The 18,166-nt window shown below is 71.0% G+C and carries 8 protein-coding genes; 2 read left to right on the top strand and 6 right to left on the bottom strand.

Features of this window, described 5'->3' with window-relative positions; translation table 11 throughout:
* Positions 1–165: 165 nt before the first annotated feature.
* Positions 166–1,872, bottom strand: a complete 1,707-nt coding sequence (gene treS / locus OG206_RS10040; protein ID WP_327114455.1) for a maltose alpha-D-glucosyltransferase — start codon at positions 1,870–1,872, stop codon at positions 166–168.
* A complete protein-coding gene (locus tag OG206_RS10035; protein WP_327114453.1) occupies positions 1,869–3,965 on the bottom strand; it encodes an alpha-1,4-glucan--maltose-1-phosphate maltosyltransferase in 2,097 nt (698 codons plus the stop codon). Before OG206_RS10035 ends, treS begins: the two co-directional genes overlap by 4 nt.
* A 709-nt stretch (positions 3,966–4,674) precedes the next feature.
* Between OG206_RS10035 and glgP the strand changes: the two genes are divergently transcribed.
* Together glgP and OG206_RS10025 are read left to right on the top strand one after the other, a co-directional pair.
* Positions 4,675–7,353: an alpha-glucan family phosphorylase gene (gene glgP / locus OG206_RS10030; RefSeq protein WP_327114451.1), complete on the top strand. Its 2,679-nt coding sequence runs from the start codon at positions 4,675–4,677 to the stop codon at positions 7,351–7,353.
* 175 nt (positions 7,354–7,528) lie between these two features.
* Positions 7,529–9,331: a SpoIIE family protein phosphatase gene (locus OG206_RS10025; RefSeq protein WP_442805942.1), complete on the top strand. Its 1,803-nt coding sequence runs from the start codon at positions 7,529–7,531 to the stop codon at positions 9,329–9,331.
* Between the two features lie 93 nt (positions 9,332–9,424).
* On the opposite strand, the gene OG206_RS10020 is transcribed toward OG206_RS10025, so the two are convergent.
* The 4 genes from OG206_RS10020 to glgX form a co-directional block, all read right to left on the bottom strand.
* Entirely contained in the window at positions 9,425–11,470 is a 2,046-nt protein-coding gene (locus OG206_RS10020; protein WP_327114449.1) for a M4 family metallopeptidase, read from the bottom strand.
* A gap of 472 nt (positions 11,471–11,942) precedes the next feature.
* Positions 11,943–13,814, bottom strand: coding sequence for an ABC transporter ATP-binding protein (locus OG206_RS10015; RefSeq protein WP_327114447.1), 1,872 nt, complete (start codon positions 13,812–13,814; stop codon positions 11,943–11,945).
* Positions 13,811–15,625, bottom strand: a complete 1,815-nt coding sequence (locus OG206_RS10010; RefSeq protein ID WP_327114445.1) for an ABC transporter ATP-binding protein — start codon at positions 15,623–15,625, stop codon at positions 13,811–13,813. The genes OG206_RS10015 and OG206_RS10010 overlap by 4 nt, the downstream gene beginning before the upstream one ends.
* A 172-nt stretch (positions 15,626–15,797) precedes the next feature.
* Positions 15,798–18,032 carry a glycogen debranching protein GlgX gene (gene glgX, locus OG206_RS10005; RefSeq protein ID WP_442805830.1) on the bottom strand — a complete coding sequence of 745 codons (2,235 nt, stop codon included), beginning with the start codon at positions 18,030–18,032 and terminating at the stop codon, positions 15,798–15,800.
* Positions 18,033–18,166 lie beyond the last annotated feature (134 nt).

The following is an 18,166-nucleotide window of genomic DNA, read 5'->3' as shown; positions in this document are numbered from 1 at the left end:
GTGTCGGGTGAGGAAATTCCGTACGGACTCGATCGATCGGCCCCAGGGGCCGGATGGAGCCCGGAGAGCTCGATATGGGGGAGAGTGCCCCGTGCGGGGCGGTGGAAACCGCCCCGCGGGTGGCGCCCCGGAGCCGGAGCGCCGTCGGCCGCCCGTTACCGGCGGTCAGCCGACCGGAGCATCCTTCCGCATCCGGAACCAGTAGAAACCGTGGCCCGCGAGTGTCAGCAGGTAGGGCCACTGACCCACGGCCGGGAAGCGCACCCCGCCGATCAGCTCCACCGGATGACGCCCGTCGAAGGCCCGCAGATCGAGCTCCGTCGGCTGTGCGAACCGCGAGAAGTTGTGGACGCACATGACGAGATCGTCCTTGTACTCACGGGTGAACGCGATCACCGCGGGGTTCGACGACGGCAGCTCGTTGTACGAGCCGAGGCCGAACGCGGGGTTCTGCTTGCGGATCTCGATCATCCGCCGCGTCCAGTGCAGCAGCGACGACGGCGAGGCCATGGACGCCTCGACGTTGGTGACCTGGTAGCCGTAGACCGGGTCCATGATCGTGGGGAGGTAGAGCCGCCCCGGGTCGCTGGACGAGAAGCCCGCGTTGCGGTCCGGCGTCCACTGCATCGGGGTGCGCACCGCGTCCCGGTCGCCCAGCCAGATGTTGTCGCCCATCCCGATCTCGTCCCCGTAGTAGAGGATCGGGGAGCCGGGCAGGGACAGCAGGAGAGCCGTGAACAGTTCGATCTGGTTGCGGTCGTTGTCCAGGAGCGGGGCGAGCCGGCGGCGGATGCCGATGTTGGCGCGCATCCGCGGATCCTTGGCGTACTCCGCGTACATGTAGTCGCGTTCCTCGTCCGTCACCATCTCGAGCGTGAGCTCGTCGTGGTTGCGAAGGAAGATGCCCCACTGGCACCCGGACGGGATCTCAGGCGTCTTGGCCAGGATTTCCGAGACCGGGTAGCGGCTCTCCCGTCTGACGGCCATGAAGATCCTCGGCATCACCGGGAAGTGAAACGCCATGTGGCACTCGTCGCCGCCCCCGGTGTAGTCACCGAAGTAGTCGACGACGTCCTCGGGCCACTGGTTGGCCTCGGCCAGCAGCACCGTGTCGGGGTAGTTGGCGTCGATCTCCTTGCGGACCCGCTTGAGGAAGTCGTGGGTCTCGGGAAGGTTCTCGCAGTTGGTGCCCTCGCGCTGGTAGAGGTAGGGCACGGCATCCACGCGGAAGCCGTCGATGCCCAGGTCCAGCCAGAAGCGCAGGGCCGAGATGATCTCCTCCTGCACCGCCGGGTTCTCGTAGTTGAGATCGGGCTGGTGCGAGAAGAAGCGGTGCCAGTAGTACTGCTTGCGGACCGGGTCGAAGGTCCAGTTGGACGTCTCCGTGTCGACGAAGATGATCCGTGCGTCCGGGAACTGCTTGTCGTCGTCGGCCCAGACGTAGTAGTCGCCGTACGGTCCGTCCGGATCGGTACGAGACTGCTGGAACCAGTCGTGCTGATCGCTCGTGTGGTTCATGACGAAGTCGATGATCACGCGCATGCCGCGCTGGTGCGCGGCGTCCACGAACTCCACGAAGTCGGCGAGGTCGCCGAACTCGGGCAGCACGGCGGTGTAGTCGGAGACGTCGTAACCACCGTCCCTCAGCGGGGACTTGAAGAACGGCGGCAGCCACAGGCAGTCGACGCCCAGCCACTGCAGATAGTCCAGCTTGGCGGTGAGGCCCCTGAGGTCACCGACACCGTCCCCGTTGGAGTCCTGGAAGGAGCGGACGAGTACCTCGTAGAAGACGGCGCGCTTGAACCAGTCGGGGTCGCGGTCCTTGGCGGGAGTGTCCTCGAACAGGTCGTGGACAGGCTCGTTGACGATCATGGTGTGGGTGACCCTCCGGTCGGCGGGGACGGTCGCAGGGCGACGATGTGCGCGGGTGTCACACCCGGCTCGAGACGCACATAGAAGGCCCTGCCCCAGTGATAGGTGTCGCCGGTGAGCTCGTCGCGCACCGGCACGCTCTCGTGCCAGTCGAGGCCGAGACGCGGCATGTCCAACGAGACCGTGGCCTCCTGGGTGTGGTGAGGGTCGAGGTTGACGACCACCAGGACGACGTCAGGACCCGATCGCTTGCTGTAGGCGATCAGTGCGTCGTTGTCGACGGAGTGGAAGTGCACGTCGCGCAGTTGCTGGAGCGCCGGATGGCGACGCCGGACCCGATTGAGGGAGGTGATCAGGGGTGCGAGCGAGCGGCCCTCACGTTCCGCCGACTCCCAGTCCCTGGGCCTGAGTTGGTACTTTTCCGAGTCGTGGTACTCCTCGCTCCCGGGATGCGCCGGGGTGTTCTCGCACAGCTCGAAGCCCGCGTACACGCCCCAGGAGGGGGACAGCGTCGCGGCCAGCACGGCCCGGGCCTCGAAGGCGGGGCGCCCCCCGTCCTGGAGGTAACCGGGAAGAATGTCGGGCGTGTTCACGAAGAAGTTGGGGCGCATGTACGAGGAACTCTCGCCCGAGAGCTCAGTGACGTACTCGGTGAGTTCGCCCTTCGTGTTACGCCAGGTGAAGTAGGTGTACGACTGCTGGAAGCCGACCGAGGCCAGCGCGCGCATCATCGCGGGCCGGGTGAATGCCTCCGCCAGGAAGATCACGTCCGGGTCGGTGCGGTTCACGTCGGCGATCACCTTCTCCCAGAAGACGACCGGTTTGGTGTGCGGATTGTCGACACGGAAGATCCGTACGCCGTGCTCCATCCAGAACCGCAGGATGCGCACGGTCTCGCGCACGATCCCGCTCATGTCCTTGTCGAACGCGATGGGATAGATGTCCTGGTACTTCTTCGGCGGGTTCTCGGCGTACGCGATCGACCCGTCCGGGCGGTGATGGAACCACTCCGGGTGCTCGGTCACCCACGGGTGGTCCGGTGAGCACTGGAGCGCGAAGTCCAGCGCGACCTCCATCCGCAGGGTGCGTGCCGTCGCCACGAAGTGGTCGAAGTCCTCCAGCGTCCCGAGGTCCGGGTGCACCGCGTCGTGGCCGCCGTCGGCCGAACCGATCGCCCAGGGCACTCCCGGGTCGTCGGCTCCGGGGGTGAGGCTGTTGTTGGGCCCCTTGCGGTGGGTGGTGCCGATCGGGTGGACCGGCGGGAGGTAGACGACGTCGAACCCCATCGCGGCCACGGCCGGAAGCCGCTCGGCGGCGGTGCGGAACGTGCCGCTCACCAGCCTGGTGGCCGGCGCGCCGATCTCCGCCGTGACCGCCGGGGTCTTCCTCCGCGCGGCGGCGGCCGTCTTCGCGGTCTTCGTCGCCCTCGGTTTCCGTGCCGGCTTCGCGGGTGTGACCGGCTCCTGCCGGGCGCCCTCCGAGCGCGGGAACAGCTCGTACCAGGAGCCGTACAGCGCGCGCCGCCTCTCGACGGTCAGCGGCAGCGGCCGGGACGCGGTGACCAGCTCGCGCAGGGGGTGGCGGCCGAGCGCGTCGTCCACCTCGGGGGCCATCGCGGCGGCGAGCCGGGCGGCCGCGGGGCGGCCGGTGTCGCGCAGCGCGTCGACCGCGGCCAGCACGGCCTCGCGGCCGTCCTTCTTGGGCACGCCCTCGGCGGCGCGTGCGTAGAGCTCGGCCCCCTCCGCGAGGACGAGAGCGGTGTCGATGTCCGCGGGGATCTTGATCTGCGCTGCCGTCCGCCACGTGGTGACGGGATCGCTCCACGCTTCGACGGTGTACGTCCAGGCTCCCTCGGCATCGGGGGTGACGTCGGCGCCCCAGCGGTCGGTGCCGGGAGCGAGCTCGCGCATCCGGGTCCAGGGGCCGGGCCGTCCGTTCGCGTCGCACAGGACGACGTTGGCGGCCACCGCGTCGTGGCCCTCGCGAAAGACTGTGGCGCCGACCTGGAAGGTCTCGCCCGCGACGGCTTTGGCCGGCCGTCTGCCGCAGTCGACGAGCGGAGTCACGTCCAGGACGGGAATGCGACCGATCATGGAATCACCTGGGGGTCGGAGCTCGGCATGCACGGTGCGCGACGTGGGCGTGAAGGGCTGACCGCGCGCGCCGCGATGGTGGGGTTGCGTCCTTTGTAGCTGCTCGGTCGTCGGCTGGCGGGCTGTGGGCATGGCCGCTCCTGTCCGCGTTCACTCGAATGGCACTCGAATGGCAGGTGCGCGGGGGATTCGGGCTCCTACCGGGGCACCTGGGGTGTGCAGCGCGGGACTGTTACCGGGGGAGCCTTCCCACCGTTCTCGGGCGGCCAACCCGGCGGTGTGTTAACTCCTGGGTGCAACCGGCGCACACGCTCATGTCCGCGCGCCGGTTCTCCGGCGGTTTCACGGGCACCTCCGAAGCCTTCCCTGTGGTGCGGGGTGCCACAAGTCCGCGTGAGGTGGGGAAATCAGCCATATCGCCCGTGGCAGATGGGTACGCAACTGGCGCATCTGGCCCACGGGACAGCCGGGGCTGAGAGAGCGCACGGGGCCCAGGTGGCGGATGGGGCGTCAGGGACGGCAGAGGGAGGGCGCGTACGGTGCAACGCGGGGGACGGGGGCGGGCGTGCCGGACTCCATGGGGCCCACTGAGCCGTCCGCGCGCCGTGGCCGCGTACGGCGGCACACCGCTACCGTCGAGGGTGACGGAGAGGGCGTCCACCGTCGTGCGTCCCCTCGGATCCGTACGTCCCCTGTAAAGGTGGGATACGTGAAGGCCATTCGTCGATTCACCGTGCGTCCCGTCCTCCCCGAACCCCTGCGACCGCTCAGTGACCTCGCCCGCAACCTGCGCTGGTCCTGGCACACCGACACCCAACAGCTGTTCCGGGCGGCCGACCCCGAGGGGTGGCGTCCCGCTGACGCCGACCCCGTCCGGCTGCTCGGTGCCGTCTCCGCCGCCCGGCTCGACGAGCTGGCCGGGGACCAGAACTTCCTGGGCCGCCTCGCCGAGGTGTCCGAGGACCTGAAGGAGTACCTCGGCGGCCCGAGGTGGTATCAGGACCAGCTCTCCCACGGCGCGGACCTCCCCGCGGCCATCGCCTACTTCTCACCCGAGTTCGGGGTGACCGCCGCCCTGCCGCAGTACAGCGGCGGGCTCGGCATCCTGGCCGGTGACCACCTGAAGGCCGCCAGCGACCTGGGTGTGCCCCTTATCGGTGTCGGCCTGCTCTACCGCCACGGCTACTTCCGTCAGAGCCTCTCCCGGGACGGCTGGCAACAGGAGCACTACCCCGTCCTCGACCCCAACGAACTGCCGCTCACCCTCCTGCGGGAGACCGACGGCACCCCCAGCCGGGTGGTGCTCGCGCTGCCCGGCGGCCGCTCGCTGTACGCCTGCGTCTGGCAGGCCCAGGTGGGCCGCGTGCCGCTGCTGCTCCTGGACTCCGACGTCGAGGAGAACGCGCCGGGCGAGCGTGACGTCACCGACCGGCTCTACGGCGGCGGCAGCGACCACCGGCTGCTGCAGGAGATGCTGCTGGGCATCGGCGGGGTGCGCGCGGTGCGCACCTACTGCAGGCTGACCGGGCACGCGGCGCCCGAGGTGTTCCACACCAACGAGGGCCACGCCGGGTTCCTCGGCCTGGAGCGGATCAGGGAACTCTCCGAGACCGGACTGGACTTCGACGCGGCCATCGAGGTCGTGCGGGCCGGCGCGGTCTTCACCACACACACCCCGGTCCCCGCCGGGATAGACCGTTTCGACCGTCAGCTCGTGGCCCGCCACTTCGGCGACGACGGCGAACTGCCCGGGGTCTCGGTGGACAAGGTCCTGCGCCTCGGCATGGAGACCTACGAGGGCGGCGAGCCCGGCCTCTTCAACATGGCGGTGATGGGACTGCGGCTCGCGCAGCGCGCCAACGGCGTCTCCACCCTGCACGGGGCCGTCAGCCGGGAGATGTTCTCGGGACTGTGGCCGGGATTCGACCCCTCCGAGGTACCGATCACCTCGGTGACCAACGGCGTGCACGCGCCGACGTGGGTCGCCCCCGAGGTCATGCGGCTGGGAGCCGGCACCTTCGGCTCCGAACGGGCGGAGAACACCACGGCCGGAGCCGAGGCCGGCGCGGCGGACGGCACCAGTGGCGGCCGGGCCGGCACGCCCGCGCCCCGGGACGCCGTGACGACCGCCTCCGACCGCGAGATCTGGGACCTGCGCAGGGGACTGCGCGAGCAGCTCGTCACCGAGGTGCGCAAGCGTCTCCACGCCTCGTGGCGCCGCCGGGGCGCGGGCACCGCCGAGCTCGGCTGGATCGACGACGTGCTCGACCCCGACGTGCTCACCATCGGCTTCGCCCGCCGGGTGCCCTCGTACAAGCGCCTCACGCTCATGCTCCACGACCGTGACCGGCTCAGGGAACTGCTGCTCCACCCGACGCACCCGATCCAGATCGTCGTCGCCGGCAAGGCACACCCCGCCGACGACGGCGGCAAGCGGCTGATCCAGGAACTGGTGCGCTTCGCCGACGACCCGCGCGTACGCCACCGCATCGTCTTTCTTCCGGACTACGGCATGGCCATGGCACAGAAGCTCTACCCGGGCTGCGACGTCTGGCTCAACAACCCGTTGCGCCCCCTGGAGGCGTGCGGGACCAGCGGGATGAAGGCGGCACTCAACGGCTGCCTGAACCTTTCCGTGCGCGACGGCTGGTGGGACGAGTGGTTCGGGCCCGACTTCGGCTGGGCGATCCCCACCGCCGACGGCTCCGCCACCGGGGAGGAGCGGCGCGACGAGCTGGAGGCCAACGCCCTCTACGCGCTCATCGAGGACCGCGTCGCCCCGCGCTTCTACGACCGCAACGCCGATGACCTGCCCGAGCGGTGGATCGAGATGGTCCGCAGCACCCTGGTCACCCTGGGGCCCAAGGTTCTCGCGGGACGCATGGTGCGCGAGTACGTGGAACGGCTCTACGCCCCCGCCGCCCAGGCCCGCCGGGCACTGGAACCGGCGGCCGCCCGGGAGCTCGCCGCCTGGAAGTCCAGGATCCGCGCGGCCTGGCCACAGGTCGCCGTCGACCATGTGGAGGCCGCGGCCGACACGGTCGTCGGCGACTCTGCGGAGCTCGGGTCCACCCTGGCGCTCCGGGTCCGGGTCGCCCTGGGCGGTCTCGACCCGGACGACGTGGAGGTACAGGTCGTCGCCGGGCGCGTCGACTCCGGCGACGCGATCGCCGAGGCCCGGACGTATCCGCTGAAGCCGGCGGGCGGGCACGACCTCGAGGGCCGCTGGCTCTACGAGGGCCCGCTCGCCCTCGACCGCACCGGCCCGTACGGATACACCGTGCGTGTCCTGCCCTCGCACCGGCTGATCGCCTCGGGTGCGGAGCTCGGCCTCGTCGCGGTGCCGAACGCGTCCACGGGCGACGGCGGCGGGGTGCTCCTGCGCTGACGTCTCCCGCTCAGGAGGGCCCGGCGTGCGTGCTGCGCCGGGCCCATCTCCGTGCCCGGCGGTCCACCGCACGACCGGCAGGGGTTTTTTCGCCGTGATCTCGCTAACATGACAGCCCTGCCGGTGCTGCCCAGCAGCCACCGACGTGACGAGCGAGGCGTTCCCCCGGACGCGAGTGGAGGTCAGCACGGTGAACGGCGGCGGAGGCCGAGCGAGACGCCTGACCCGTCGGCCGGCCGCGAAGGGGGGTGTCTCCCGGCGGCTGCACATCCGCCAGTCCGAGCCAGGTGCCCTGCGCGGCGACCGCTTCACCTCCGCGGTCCGGATGCGCTGGCTCAACGCGGCGAGCACCCGGATCGGCACGAGCCTCGATCTGGAGCGGACGGCCGAGGAGCTGGCCGCGTACAGCGTCCCGAGACTGGCCGACGGTGCTGCCGTCGACCTGCTGGAGTCCGTGCTGCGCGGCGAGGAGGGCGAGCGCGTGACCGGCGCGGCCGTTCCCGTCACCCGTGCCATGGCGGTCCGGGCCATCGAATCGCTGAAGGGTCTCGAACCCTCGCCCGTGGGTGAGGTGGTCGACCGCAGGGAGCGCCGCGAGACGCTGCTGACCACCGAGTGCCTGCGCAACGGCCGGCCCGTGCTGGTCAGCCGGATGACCCCGCAGGACTACGAGCGCGTCACCCCCACCGCGAGTGCCGCGGTCGCGATGCGGCGCCAGGGTGTCCACAGCTACATGGCCGTGCCCCTGACCGCGCGCGGCGTCCTGCTGGGTTCCGCGGACTTCGTGCGCGCGGGGGACAGCCCGCCCTTCAACCGCGCGGACCTGGACCTGGCCGGGCAGCTGGCCTCCATGGCAGCCGTCTTCATAGACAACGCGCGGCTCTACGGGCGGGAGCGCGAGCACGTCGTCTCGCTCCAGCGCTCCCTGCTCCCGCGTGCCACTCCCCGTACGCCGGGACTGAGGGTGCACGCCCACTACGCGCCCGCCGTCGACGCGCACGGGGTGGGCGGCGACTGGTACGACGTGGTGGCACTGCCCGGAGGCCGGACGGCGCTGGTCGTCGGTGATGTCACCGGCCACGGTCTGCCCGCCGCCGCCACCATGGGCCGGCTGCGGACCGTCGCCCGCACCCTCATGACCCTGGACATCGCGCCCGACAGGGTGCTGGCCCGGCTCGACCTCGCCACCCGCGACCTGGAGGACGACCAGGTCGCCACCTGTCTGTGCGCGGTGTACGACCCGGCGGACTCCAGCTACACGATCGCGAGCGCGGGGCATCCGCCGCCCCTGCTGGTGGAAGCCGGCGGTACCGCCCGCTACGTCGACGTACCGGTCGGTGCGCCGCTGGGGGCGGGCGTCATCCCGTACGACCCGCTGCGGCTGCGCGGTCCGGTCGGCGCTCGGCTGGTCCTCTACACCGACGGGCTGATCAAGACGCGGACCGACGACGTGGACGTGCAACTGGAGACGCTCCGCACGTCCGTCGCCGCCATGCCGGCCGAACTGCTGGACTCCGGGAAGCCGTTGACCTGCCCGAGACAGGACGACGGCCGGTTCGACGAAGCGGTGCTGCTCGTCGCGGGGGGCCATGAGCTGCCGGCCGAGGTCCGGCTGAGGGAGTGGGACCTGCCCACGGAGGGGAACCCTGCCTCCACGGCCCGCAAGCTCGTCACCGAGCAGCTCGCCCTGTGGGATCTCGACGATCTCGCGGACGTGACGGAACTGGTCGTCAGTGAGCTGGTCGGCAACGCCCTGCGGTACGGCGGCGGGCCTGGCCGGCTCAGGCTCCTGCGCGACGAGCGGCTGGTGGTGGAGCTCGCCGACACCGGGCCCGACCTGCCGCAGATCCAGCACGCCGACGTCAGCGACGAGGGCGGCCGGGGACTCCAGCTCATCAACCTGCTGTGCCGGAGCTGGGGTTCGTGCCGCACGGCGACCGGCAAGGTGGTCTGGGCCGAGCAGAACATCCCCGACTGAGCGCGGTACGGCCCGGGGAAGCATGCTTCCCCGGGCCGTCGGACGTTCTCCGCGCCGTCCGGGGACGCCTTGTCAGGCGCCCCCGGGCGGTGCTCAGAAGGTCAGCTTGACGCTGTTGAAGGTGCCGGTGTCGCCCGAGTAGGCGTCCTGGATCCTGAGGTTCCAGGTGCCGTTGGCCACCTCGGACGAGGCGTTGACCGTGTAGGTCGCCACCACGTTGTCCGCGGAGTCGCTGGACGAGGAGTTCTTCAGCCGGTACGCCGTGCCGTCCGGGGCCACCAGGTCGAGGACGAGGTCACCGCGGTAGGTGTGCGTGATGTTGACCGCCACCGACAGGGTGCTCGGCGCGTTGCCGGTGAGGCCGGTGACGACGACCGGGATGTTGGTGGTGCTGCGGTCGGCGAGCGCCTTCACGGTCGTGTTCTGGAAGACCTTGCCACCCGGGTCGGGGTCGCCGCCGCCGGGGCGCGAGCCCACGGCGATGCCGGCCCAGGCGTTGGCCACCGCGGTGTACTCGGCGCTCGACGCGCCGTACAGTTCGGTCGCCACCGCCAGCGTGCCGGTGCGGGCCGCCGCGTAGTTCGTGGTGGAGGTGAACTTCGTGGTGAGCGCCTTGAACCAGATCTGCAGCGCCTTGTCCCGGCCGATGCCGGTCACCGGAAGGCCGTCCGATGTCGGGGAGTTGTAGGACACCCCGTTCACGGTCTTCGCGCCGCTGCCCTCGGACAGCAGGTAGAAGAAGTGGTTGGCCGGACCCGAGGAGTAGTGGACGTCGATCGAGCCGAGGCCCGAGTACCAGGAGTCCTTGGACGCCCCGTCCTTGCTCGGCTTGTCCATGTAACGCAGCGGCGTGCCGTCACCGTTGATGTCGATCTTCTCGCCGACGAGGTAGTCGCCCGGGTCCGTCGAGGTGTTGGAGTAGAACTCCACACCCGCCGCGAAGATGTCCGACGTGGCCTCGTTGAGGCCGCCCGACTCGCCGCTGTAGTTGAGACCGGCGGTGTTGGAGGTGACGCCGTGCGTCATCTCGTGGGCCGCCACGTCCAGCGAGGTCAGGGGTGCGGCGTTGCCGCTGCCGTCGCCGTACGTCATGCAGAAGCAGCTGTCGGACCAGAAGGCGTTGACGTAGCTGTTTCCGTAGTGCACGCGCGAGTACGCGCCGACTCCGTCACCCCGGATGCCGGTGCGCCCCATCACGTTCTTGTAGAAGTCCCACGTCTCCGCGGCGCCGTAGTGCGCGTCGGCCGCGGCGGTCTCCGTGTTGGACGCGCTGCCGTTGCCCCAGACGTCGTCGGGGCCGGAGAACAGGGTCCCGGTGCCGGACGTACCGCGGTTCAGGTTGTACGTCTTGTGGCTGCCGCGCGCGGTGTCGGTCAGGTTGTACGAGCTGCCGGAGCCCGAGGTCCCCAGCGTGACCGTGCCGCTGTACTGCGTGTTGCCGGTGCCGTTCTCGATGGCCTGCCACTCGAACAGCTTGGCGCCCGACGAGGCGTCGGTGATGACGTGCAGCTCGTTCGGCGTGCCGTCGTGCTGGAGACCGCCGACCACGGTCTCGTACGCGAGCTGCGGGGTGCCGTTCGCGGCCCAGACGACCTTGCGCGGGGCCTTGCTCGCCTCGGTGCTCTTCGAGCCGTCCGCCCTGGCCGCGGTCAGAGCCTGCTTCTCGGCGGCGGCCGGCGCGACGTCCGCCGCCGTGCCGACGGCCTTCAGCTGCGCTCCGGTCGCCTTCGACGCCTTGGTGACGCCCTCGGTCTTCCCCGCCTTGGACTCGGCCACGACGAGGTCGCCGCCGAGGACCGGGAGCCCGTCGAGCGTGCGCTCGTAGCGGGTGTGGGTGGTGCCGTCGACGTCCTTGACGACATCCCGTACCACGAGCTTCTCCGTCGACCCGAGGCCGAGCTCCTTGGCGGTGGCCGCCTTGGTGGAGTTGGCCTCCCGGAGCAGTTCGGCCCGCTGGGCGGGGGAGAGCTTCGCGGGCAGCGCGCCGGGGTCGGCGCCCTTCACAGCGGCGGCCGGGGCCGCGGACGCGCCTTCGGGGGCGGCCGTTGCGGCACCGCCCTGCATTCCGACGGCGAGGAGTGCTGCTGCGGCTATCAGAGCGCCGGTCGCGGTGGCACGACGGCTGGGCGTGGGTCTCACGCGGACTCCTTCTGCGAGGGGGGTCACGGCCGACTGGGTGAGCCGACCGGCAGAGCAGGCGGTGCGCGGAACGGGGGAAGAGTGCCAGCAGAAACGTGTGCGTGTCAGGACCGTGTCAATGAATTGGCCGGAAGTCGTCCGTTGCCGGAAGTGCCGTGTTCGTTAAGCGGACGTTTCGTTGTGTGTCATACCGGTGCCGTATGGGGGTCGCCCGAGTGCCGAGGGGACCGGGAACGTGGGAGGACTTGAGATTTCGTTCGAATCCGCGCCGTTCGAACAGGAATGCGCGCAGGAGGTGCGGAAACGGAGTCGGGACGGCGCGGAACTGTGGCCAGTTCCGCGCCGTCCCGAACGGTCGCTCAGAAGACGCCGCAGGCACCGGGGGAGACGCCGTCCCGGCGGACGGAACTCCGGAGCGCCGGCGCCGTCGACGCCGGGTGCGGCCGTAGGGCGACCACACCCGGCACACGCGTCACGCCAGGCTCTCGCGCCACGCACGGTGCAGGCCCGCGAACCGGCCGGTCCCTGCGATGAGGTCCGCCGGGGCGCCGTCCTCCACCACGCACCCCCGCTCCATCACCAGGACCCGGTCGGCGATCTCCACGGTCGACAGGCGGTGGGCGATCACCACCGCCGTGCGCCCGTGCAGCACGGTGTCCATCGCCCGCTGCACCGCGCGCTCGCCGGGCACGTCGAGCGAGCTCGTCGCCTCGTCCAGGATCAGCACCGCCGGATCCGCCAGCAACGCCCGTGCGAAGCCGACGAGCTGACGCTGCCCGGCGGAGATGCGGCCACCCCGCTTCCGTACGTCGGTGTCGTAGCCGTCGGGCAGGGCGCTGATGAAGTCGTGCGCCCCGATCGCCTTGGCCGCGTGCTCGATCTCCTCGGGCGTCGCGTCCGGACGGCCGATCGCGATGTTCTCGGCGATCGTCCCGGAGAACAGGAACGCCTCCTGGGTCACCATCACCACGCCTCGCCGCAGTTCGTCGGTGGCCAGATCGCGCAGATCGGTCCCGTCGAGCAGCACCCGGCCCTCCGTCGGGTCGTAGAAGCGCGCCAGCAGTTTGGCGAGCGTCGACTTGCCCGCGCCCGTCGAACCGACCACCGCCACGGTCTGTCCGGCCGGGATCGTCAGGGCGAAGCGGGGCAGGACCTCGCCACCCGTCCGGTACGCGAACCGCACTCCGTCGAAGGTCACCTCGCGGCCCGGGTGCTCACCGGCCGAGGGCGGCAGCGCCTTCGGGGTGAGCGGTTCGGGGACCGTGGGCGTCTGGGCCAGCAGACCGGCGATCTTCTCCAGCGAGGCCGCCGCCGACTGGTAGGAGTTGAGGAACATCGCGAGCCGGTCGATCGGGTCGTAGAGCCTGCGCAGATAGAGCACCGCCGCGGCCAGCACGCCGAGGGCCAGCGTGCCCGACGCCACGCGGTAGGCGCCCCACAGCACCATGCCGGCCACCGCCGTGTTGGCGACCAGCCGGGACCCGACGACGTAACGGGCCATCTCCAGCAGGGCGTCGCCGTTCGTGCGCTCGTGGCGGTGGTTGAGCACCGCGAAGTCCTGGTCGTTGACGCGCTCCCGGCGGAACGCCTGCACCGGGCGGATCCCGTTCATCGTCTCGGCGAACTTCACGATGACCCCGGCCATCGCCGACGAGCGGGCCGAGTACGCCTCGGCGGCCCGTCGGCGGTAGCTCCGCACCAGCAGGTACAGGGGAGCGAAGGAGGCCACCGCGATGGCCCCGATGCCGAGATCGAGCCAGAGCAGCAGGAGCGAGATCGACACGAACGACAGGATCACGCCGATCAGTTCCTGGAGACCCTCGCTGAGCAGTTCGCGCAGGGACTCCACGTCCGTCGTCGACCGGGAGATCAGCCGGCCCGAGGTGTAGCGCTCGTGGAAGTCCACACTCAGCGCCTGGGCGTGGCGGAAGATCCGGCCGCGCAGATCCAGCAGCACGTCCTGATTGATCCGCGCGGCCGCCCGGATGAAGGCGTACTGCATGATCCCCGCGGCCAGCGAGCACAGCGCGTACCCGGCTCCGACGGCGGCCAGCGGGCCGTAGTCGTGGTCCCGGAACGCCGGCACGCCGCTGTCGATGGCGTACGCCACCAGCAGCGGCCCGGCCTGCACGGCCGCCTGCTGGACCAGCAGGAGGAGGGAGGCCACCACCACCCTGGCCCGCATCGGGCCGAGCAGGGACATCAGCAGCGCGCGGGTGGCGCCCCTGGGTGCCGGCAGGGAGTCACCCTCGAAGGCGTCGTCCTCTCCCGGCGCCCGTCCGGACGCCTCGCCGGGCAGGTCGTCGCCGGCGAGGGCGGGGCCGTCGGCAGTCGTACTGGTCATCGGGCGCCGCCTTCCTCGGGGACGAGAACACCGGCGCCGTCACGGGCACCGGACATCAGCCAGGCGTACTCCGCGCTGGTCCGCAGAAGTTCCTGATGGGTGCCCACGGCACTGATCCGGCCCTCCGACAGGAGCGCCACCCGGTCCGCGAGCATCACGGTCGACGGGCGGTGGGCGACGACCACGGCCGTCGTCTCCGCCAGGACCCGCCGCAGGGCCGCCTCCACCAGGGTCTCCGTGTGCACGTCCAGGGCGGAGAGGGGGTCGTCGAGCACGAGGAACCGGGGTCTGCCCACCACGGCACGGGCCAGCGCGAGGCGCTGCCGCTGGCCGCCGGAGAGACTCAGCCCCTGCTCCCCGACCTGGGTGTCGACGCCCTGCGGGAGGTCGTCGACGAAGCCGGCCTGGGAGACCGCCAGTGCGCGACGCAGGTCCTCTTCGCCCGCGTCCTCCGCTCCCATCAGCACGTTCTCCCCGACCGTGGCCGAGAAGAGGGTCGGTTCCTCGAAGGCCACCGACACCAGCTCGCGCAGCCTGGGGCGTTCCATGAGGGCGATGTCCTCACCGTCCAGCAGGATCCGGCCGGCGGTCACGTCGTGGAGCCGTGGGACGAGCGCCGTCAGGGTCGTCTTGCCGGAACCCGTCGCCCCCACCAGGGCCATCGTCTCGCCGGGACGGATCCGCAGGTCGATCCGGGCGAGCACGGGCGGGGAACCGGGTCCGGCGTCGGGATAGCGGAACTCGACCGCCTCGAAGACGATGCCCTCCTGTCCGTCACCGGCCTTCCCCGAGGCGATGTCCGGCACCTCCGGCTCCGGCTCCTCCGCGACGTCCATCACCTCGAAGAAGCGGTCGGCGGCCGTGGCCGACTCCTGGCTCATCGCCAGCAGGAACCCGATCGACTCGACCGGCCAGCGCAACGCGAGGGCGGTCGACAGGAACGCCACCAGCGTCCCGGCCGACAGCCGGCCGTCCGCCACCTGCACCGTGCCGAGCACCAGCGCCGCTCCGATGGCCAGCTCGGGGATTGCGGTGATGAGCGCCCAGATCCCGGCGAGCAGCCTCGCCTTGCCGAGCTCCGTGCCGCGCAGCCGCTGGGCGAGCGAGCGGAAGGCCAGCGCCTGGCTGCGGTTCCGGCCGAAGCCCTTGACGATCCGGATGCCGAGCACGCTCTCCTCGACGACCGTCGTGAGGTCACCGACCTGGTCCTGGGCCTTGCGGGCCACGACCGCGTACTTCGTCTCGAAGAGGGAGCACAGGATCATCAGAGGCACCGCGGGCACCAGCAGTACCAGTCCCAGCGACCAGTCCTGGGCGAACAGGATGACGAAACCGACCAGGATCGTAGTCCCGTTGACCAGCAGGAAGGTCAGGGGGAAGGCCAGGAACATCCGCATGAGCATCAGGTCCGTGGTGCCCCGGGACAGGAGCTGCCCCGAGGGCCAGCGGTCGTGGAACGCCACGGGCAGGCGCTGCAGATGGCGGTAGAGGTCGGCGCGCATCGACGCCTCCACGCTCGCCAGCGGCCGGGCCACGAGCCACCGCCGCAGCCCGAACAGCCCTGCCTCCAGGATGCCCAGCAGCAGCAGCCACAGCGCCCCCAGCCACACGCCGCCCGGGTCGCGCCGGGCGACAGGCCCGTCCACCATCCACTTCAGCACCAGGGGGATGACCAGGGTGAGACCGGAGGCCAGAACCGCCACGAGGGCGGCGCTGGCCCAGCGCGCGCGCACCGGCCGGACATAGGGCCACAGTCGCAGGAGGGAGCGCACGGCGGACCGGTCCGTGGGCTCTGCAGGTTTTTCGGGCATCAGGAGTGAGCCTAAGGTTCACCACTGACATCGCTCACCTGGTTTTCCGGTCACTCCGCCCGGTGGCAGCGCCGCATCAACCGATCGGCCGATGTGGTCCGAGCGCGTCGGCGGACGAACCCGCCGGAGCGCCGTCGGAGCGTGGAGGACGAACCCGCCGGCCGGACGTGTCTCACTCCGTCACCCGCAGCAACAGCACGGACCTCCCCGGCACGGTGAGTACGGTGCCGCCGGTGTGGAGCGTTCCCGGGGCCGTGGACTGGTCCTCGCGCGAGGTGTCCAGGACCAGTTCGTAGGCCTGTGCCCACGGCGGCCCCGGGAGCCGGAAGTCGCACGGGCGGTGGTCGGCGTGCAGGACGGCCAGGAAGCTGTCGTCGGTGATCTGCCCGCCGCGGGCGTCGCGGCCGGGGATGTCGCGCCCGGACAGATAGAGGCCGAGCGTCGCCGCAGGCGCGTACCAGTCGGCCTCGGTCATCTCCTCGCCCCGCGAGGTGAACCACGCCAGGTCCCGCAGCCCGTCGGGGGCCTGGGGCGTCCCGGCGAAGAACGCGCGGCGCCGCAGTACCGGATGCCGGTGGCGCAGGGACAGCACCCGGGCGGTGAGTTCGGTCAGCTGCCGCCACTCGGGCCGCTCCAGCAGGGACCAGTCCAGCCAGCTGACCTCGTTGTCCTGGCAGTAGGCGTTGTTGTTGCCGCCCTGGGTGCGCCCCATCTCGTCCCCGGCGACGAGCATGGGCACCCCCGTCGACAGGAGGAGCGTGGTCAGGAGGTTGCGCAGCTGCCCGCGGCGCAGGGCGTTGACCTCCGGGTCCTCGGTCTCGCCCTCGGCCCCGCCGTTCCAGGAGCGGTTGTCGTTCGTCCCGTCGCGGTTGCCCTCGCCGTTGGCCTCGTTGTGCTTCTGCTCGTAGCTGACCAGGTCACGCAGGGTGAAACCGTCGTGCGCGGTGACGAAGTTGACGGAGGCGTACGGGCGCCTGCCTCCCCAGGCGTACAGATCGCTCGATCCGGTGAGGCGGTAGCCGATGTCGCGTACGTCGGGCAGCGCGCCTCGCCAGAAGTCCCGTACCGCGTCCCGGTAGCGGTCGTTCCACTCGGTCCACAGCGGCGGGAACGCGCCCACCTGGTAGCCGCCGTTGCCGACGTCCCACGGCTCGGCGATCAATTTGACCCGCCGCAGCACCGGGTCCTGGGCGATCACGGCGAGGAACGGGGAGAGCATGTCGACGTCGTGCATCGAGCGGGCGAGCGCCGCCGCCAGGTCGAAGCGGAAGCCGTCCACGCCCATCTCCGTCACCCAGTAGCGCAGGGAGTCGGTGATCAGGCGGAGCACCTGCGGCTGCACCACGTGCAGGGTGTTGCCGCAGCCCGTGTAGTCCGCGTAACGGCGCGCGTCCTGGGCGAGGCGGTAGTAGCCGCGGTTGTCGATGCCGCGCAGGGACAGCATGGGGCCCAGCTCCCCGGCCTCCGCGGTGTGGTTGTAGACCACGTCGAGGATGACCTCGATCCCGGCGTCGTGCAGGGCGCGCACCATCTGCTTGAACTCGCCGACCTGCTGGCCGGTGGTGCCGCTCGCCGCGTAGTCGGCGTGCGGGGCGAAGTAGCCGATCGAGTTGTAGCCCCAGTAGTTGTGCAGTCCGCGCCGCAGCAGGTGGTCCTCGTGGGCGAACTGGTGGACCGGAAGCAGCTCGACGGCCGTGACCCCGAGGCGTCTGAGGTGGCCGATGGCCGCGGGGTGGGCGAGGCCGGCGTAGGTGCCGCGCAGCTCCGGAGGGATACCGGGGTGGAGCTTGGTGAACCCGCGTACGTGCAGTTCGTAGATGACCGAGTCCGCCCACGGCGTCTTCGGGCGGCGGTCCTCGGCCCAGTCGTCGTCGTCGTGGACCACGACGGCCTTGGGCACGAAGGGAGCGGAGTCACGGTCGTCGCGGACGGTGTCGGCGACGTGCTGCTCGGGCCAGTCCCGCACATGGCCGTACACCTCGGGCGGCAGGGTGAACGACCCGTCCACCGCCCGGGCGTACGGGTCGAGGAGCAGCTTCGCCGCGTTCCAGCGGGCTCCGGTCCAGGGGTCCCACCGCCCGTGCACCCGGTAGCCGTAGCGCTGTCCCGGCCGCACCCCGGGGACGAAGCCGTGCCAGATCTCGTGGGTCAGCTCGGTCAGGGGCAGCCGGGTCTCGTGTCCCCGTTCGTCGAAGAGGCAGAGCTCGACGGCTTCCGCGCCGCCGGCCCAGAGGGCGAAGTTGGTGCCCGCCACACCGTCGGGTCCGACCCGGAAGCGTGCCCCCAACGGCATAGGGGCACCCGGCCATACGGGTGGTTCGTCCGGACCGTTCCTCAGGACCGGTCCGGTCGCCACGACCCTCCCGGCGGTACGCGGCGTTTCCTCCTGCTCGGCTGTGCTCGACACCTCTCAGCCTCCTGCGGCTCGTCGGAGCGGTCACCCGCAGAAGGAGTCCGCGGCGTCCCGGCGGCGGCCTTCCTGATGGTGTCCTCACCCCTTGTTCTGCCCACCGGGGGGCCCGCACTCACGTTTCCCCCGGA

Origin of the sequence: Streptomyces sp. NBC_01341, from assembly GCF_035946055.1 — a bacterium.
GTDB lineage: Bacteria > Actinomycetota > Actinomycetes > Streptomycetales > Streptomycetaceae > Streptomyces.
The sequence above is the reverse complement of the archived record's forward strand: the minus strand, read 5'-3'. Positions and strand labels throughout refer to the sequence as shown.